This is a genomic window from Pinirhizobacter sp., assembly GCF_035317885.1.
Taxonomy (GTDB): Bacteria; Pseudomonadota; Gammaproteobacteria; order Xanthomonadales; family Rhodanobacteraceae; genus Pinirhizobacter.
In genome coordinates this window covers 1-4641 of the sequence record NZ_DATHFX010000088.1, presented here as the reverse complement: position 1 = coordinate 4641, position 4641 = coordinate 1, and the positions used below count along the sequence as shown (strand labels likewise).

The following is a 4641-nucleotide window of genomic DNA, read 5'->3' as shown; positions in this document are numbered from 1 at the left end:
GATGCGGCGGAGGCCTATCGCAATGAAGAGGTGGTCGGGGCCGCGCTGCAGGACTCCTTCGCCGAAGGCACCGTATGGCGTGAAGACCTGTTCGTGACCACGAAACTGTGGAACAACAATCATCGTCCGGAGCGGGTCAAGCCTGCGCTGGAAGCAAGCCTTCGCCGTCTGCAGCTCGACCACGTCGATGGCTACCTGATCCACACACCCTTTGCCTTCCAGCCCGGCGAAGAACAATACCCGACGGGCGAAGGCGGCCGGCCGCTCTACGACCCGGGCGTAACGCTGCTTCAGACGTGGCAGGGGATGGAAAACCTTGTCGATGAGGGCAAGTGCAGGTACATCGGCCTTTCCGATGTCCGCCTGGACAAGGTGAAGGAAGTCTACGCGGCGGCCCGCATCAAGCCTGCCGTGGTGCAGGTCGAATGTCATCCCTACCTTCCCGAGTGGGACCTGGTGGATTATTGCGCGCAGCATGACATTGTCTTTCTTGCGTTTGCGCCATTGGGCCATGGCATGCAACCGAGCGTATTGAACGACCCGGTGATCACGGACATCGCGCAGCGTGTGGATAAAACGCCGGCACAGGTCGTCCTGGCCTGGGCGTTGCAGCGAGGCACGGCATTCCTGACCACGTCGACCAACCCTGACCGCATCAGGGAGAACTTCGATATATCCGACCTTCCCGCGGACGCCTTGCAGGACATACGGCACGCCATCACCACGAGGGTCCGGTTCAACGACGTGGTCGAGACTGGGCTGCCCGGGTTTATCCCGCGCGCCTAGCGTCCGATCAATGCGATTCGATGTCATCCGGGAGGCTGCCCAATTCCTCGATGAACACCCGCGTATTTTCGCGATAATCCACCGGCACCGTGATCAGGTGCACGCCGCCGGCGTCGAGCGCAGCTTCGAGCGTTGGTAGAAATGCTTCGGTCGACTTTATACGGTGACCTTGCGCGCCATAGGCCTTGGCATATAGCTCGAAGTCGGGGTTGGAAAAATCCATGCCGAAGTCCGGGAAGCCATCCACCGCCTGCTTCCAGCGGATCATGCCGTAGGCACTGTCCTCGATGATAAGGACCACCAGGTCAAGACCCAACCGCACGGCCGTCTCCAGCTCCTGGCTGTTCATCATGAAGCCACCGTCACCGCACACCGCCATGACGCGTCGATGCGGATAAAGCACCTTTGCCGCGATGGCCGAAGGAAGGCCCGCACCCATCGTGGCCAGCGCATTGTCCAGCAGCAGGGTATTGGCCACGTGCGTGCGATACCCCCGCGCGAACCAGATCTTGTACATGCCGTTGTCCAGGCAGACGATGCCGTCGTCGGGCATCGCCTTGCGGACATCACTCACGATGCGCTGTGGAACGAGCGGAAACGCGGGGTTGTCACTGCCTTCGTTGAGACGCTCCAGGATGCGCTTGCGAAGATCGAGCATGGTGGGATCGACCTTCACTTTGCCTGCAAGGCGGTCGGCCAGCGCGGTGACGTTGGCGCCGATATCGCCAATGAGCTCGGCATCGGGGTAGAACACCTGCTCCACATGGGCAGGCTGGTAGCCGATATGGATGACCTTGGGACCACCGGTAATTCCGCCCATCAGGAACGGCGGCTTTTCCACGGTATCGTGGCCGATCGCGATCACCATGTCCGCGCGCCTGATCGCGCCATGGATGTAATCGCGCTCGGAAAGGGCCGCCGTGCCCAGGTACAGGTTCGAACCGCCGGTGACGGCGCCTTTGCCCATCTGCGTGTTGAAGAACGGGATCTGAAACCGGCGTACAAAATCGGAGAGTGGTTCCACCAGCCGCGGCCGGTTGCCTGCGGCACCCACCATGATGATGGGGCAGGTGGCCTTCGCGATCATGCCGGCGACGTGCTCCAGGGCCGAGGGGCCCGCCACGGGATTGTCGACCTGGTGTACGGGTACCAGCGGCGTTTCGGCTTCTTCCACCGCGATGTCTTCGGGTAGTTCCAGGTGTACGGGTCCGGGTCTCTCCTCGCTGGCAATGCGAAATGCATCGCGGACCAGGGTAGGGATCGACGCGGCCGAGACAATCTGGCGCGTCATTTTCGTCAAGGGGCGCATGGCGGCCACGACATCGACGATCTGGAACCGGGCTTGCCGCGCGCTCTTGATCGCCTTTTGCCCGGTGATGATCAGCATGGGCATGGCGCCCAGGTGCGCATAGGCGGCACCGGTGGTGAAGTTCAGCGCACCGGGCCCAAGCGTGGACAGGCACACCCCGGGATGCCCGGTGAGTCGACCTTCCGTTGCGGCCATGAACGCCGCGGCTTGTTCATGCCGGGTAAGTACGAGCTTGATCTTCGACGCACGCAACGACTCCACGAAGTCCAGGTTCTCTTCACCGGGAATGCCATAGATGCGCTCGACGCCCTCGTTCTGGAGCGCCGCAACCAGTAAGTCAGAGCCTTTTGCCATGGTGGGCTACCTCAGGTGTGCCGTTAGAACCGATCCACGTCGATCACTGCCTTGGCGAAGGCCTCCGGGGCCTCCTGCGGCAGATTATGGCCAATGCCGCCAGGGATCAGGCGATGCTCGTACCTGCCGGTGAACCGCTTGGCGTAGCTCGCCGGTTCCGGGTGCGGTGCACCGTTGGCGTCGCCTTCCATGGTGATGGTCGGCACGCCAATGGAGGGGAGGGCAGCCAGCTTCTTTTCCATCTCGCCGAATGCCGGCTCGCCCTTGGCCAGGCCCAGCCGCCACCGATAGTTGTGGATCGCCACGGCCACGTGGTCGGGATTATCCAGGGAGGCCGCGGAACGATTGAAGGTGGCATCGTCAAACGCCCATTTGGGCGATGCCAGCTGCCAGATGAGCCGGGCGAAGTCGTGCGTGTACTTCGCATAGCCGGCCTCGCCGCGGTCGGTGGCGAAGTAGAACTGGTACCACCATTGCAGTTCAGCCTTCGGTGGCAGCGGGGCCCGGTTAAGTTCCTGGCTGCCGATCAGGTAACCGCTTACCGAAACCAGTGCCTTGCATCGTTCCGGCCAGACCGCGGCCATGATGTCGGCAGTGCGGGCGCCCCAATCGTAACCGGCGATCACGGCCTTTTTTATCTTCAGTGCGTCCAGCAGGGCCAGTCCATCAGTGGCCAGCGCAGCCTGCTGGCCGTTGCGGGGCGTGTCCGGCGAAAGGAAACGCGTCTTGCCGTAGCCGCGCAGCGAAGGAACGATCACCCGGTATCCCGCCGCTGCCAGGATGGGAGCGACATCGACGTAGCTGTGGAGGTCGTAGGGCCAGCCGTGCAATAGCAATACCGGCGGCCCCTCGATGGGGCCATCCTCGGCATAGGACACATCAAGTACGCCCGCCTGGATTTGTTTCTGCATGGCAAAGGATGTGTGGGCGCCGGCAACAGGCAGTTTTCCCGGCGCCTTGCCCGGTTGTCCATGAGCGGTGGACGTCCACCCGAGGTTTGCCGCCGCCACCCCCAGGGCTGTCGCCCCAAGGACCTTTCGCCGCTGCTGATCGACGTGATCGGACATGACTTATCTCCGCAAAGGCCCCGCCGCGATTCGAAACAGTACACCTTCTCAGTGCCCCGCCGACGGCCGGATCGCCCCGCAGTTTCAATCAGCGATATTCACCTTCCGATGACACGCACAAGCGCCGCAACATCCACTTTCACCCCGCCGTGTGCGGTGAGCTTCTGCCTGCCTTCGTCCCAATGCAGTTGCGTGCTGGTGCCGGCGCCGCGTTCGTAGGCATTGCTGACGCCGTCGTCGTCGTAAAGGGTGAAATCGGCGTCGTAGCCTGGGAATACGCGGATCTCGGCCAGGTCCTGTTTCGTGGCGGTGCTCGGGATGGGTTTGCCCAGTGGCACGATGGAGCCGGCACGAACGAAGAGCGGGATGGTGTCGATGGGCGCCGATACATCGATGGTCTGCCCGCCGGTGAATTTCTCGTTCGTCCACCAGTTGTACCAGTCGCTGCCCGCGGGCAGGTACACCGCGCGATGTTCCACGCCCTGTTCGGTCACCGGAGCGACAAGGAAGGCCGGGCCGAACATGTACTCGTCGCCGAGGTTCGTAACGTTCCGGTCGCCGGGAAAATCCATGAATAGTGCGCGCATGAATGGCGCGCCCGTTTCAAAGGTATGCCGGCCCATGGCGTAGAGGTAGGGCATTAGTGCATAACGAAGTTTCAGGTATTTCACCATCACGCCTTCCGCGCCCTTGCCGTATTCCCACACTTCCACTTTCTTGCGCAGGCCATGCACGCGAAGGGTGGGAGTGAAGACGCCGTACTGGAACCAGCGGGCGAGGAGCTCGGGGTAATCGTCGTAACCACCGACCACGTCGCGGGCATCGGCTGGGTCGATCAGTGGCTTGCGTTCGGGTACGTGCCGGGCCGGCAGCGATTGCCAGCCGCCGATGTCGTTGCCCCAGAAAGCTAGGCCCGACGCCGTGAAATCCAGGCCCGTCGGCACCTGGCGTTTAAGCGCCTCCCAGGTGGGCTGGATGTCCGACGACCAGAACAACGCGCCGTTGCGCTGCGCGCCAATGTACGCCGCACGCGACAGGATCAAATTCCTCTTGTTGGGACGATCATGCCGCGAACCCTCGGCCACGCCCTGGGCGTGCAATAGCGGGAACACGTTGTGGAAGCGG

4 protein-coding genes are annotated in these 4641 nt (G+C 62.6%); 1 reads left to right on the top strand and 3 read right to left on the bottom strand.

The genetic code is table 11. From position 1 onward, the window contains the following. Positions 1-786 (top strand): aldo/keto reductase (locus VK519_RS02780; protein WP_324347453.1); only part of this gene is annotated, 786 nt, incomplete at its 5' end. Between the two features lie 7 nt (positions 787-793). On the opposite strand, the gene VK519_RS02775 is transcribed toward VK519_RS02780, so the two are convergent. The 3 genes from VK519_RS02775 to VK519_RS02765 all read right to left on the bottom strand — a co-directional run. Continuing rightward, positions 794-2449 (bottom strand): acetolactate synthase large subunit, encoded by a 1656-nt coding sequence (locus tag VK519_RS02775; RefSeq protein ID WP_324347451.1) that lies wholly within the window; start codon positions 2447-2449, stop codon positions 794-796. 23 nt (positions 2450-2472) lie between these two features. Continuing rightward, complete coding sequence (locus VK519_RS02770; protein ID WP_324347449.1) at positions 2473-3516, bottom strand: alpha/beta fold hydrolase; 1044 nt, start codon at positions 3514-3516, stop codon at positions 2473-2475. 98 nt (positions 3517-3614) lie between these two features. Beyond that, positions 3615-4641: glycoside hydrolase family 31 protein (locus tag VK519_RS02765; protein ID WP_324347447.1), on the bottom strand; the 1027-nt coding region annotated here is incomplete at its 5' end.

What these genes read in the sequence shown, in the direction of transcription:
- VK519_RS02770 (WP_324347449.1), bottom strand. Translation starts at nt 3,516, where the DNA reads ATGTCCGATCACGTCGATCAGCAGCGGCGAAAGGTCCTTGGGGCGACA.
- VK519_RS02775 (WP_324347451.1), bottom strand. Translation starts at nt 2,449, where the DNA reads ATGGCAAAAGGCTCTGACTTACTGGTTGCGGCGCTCCAGAACGAGGGC.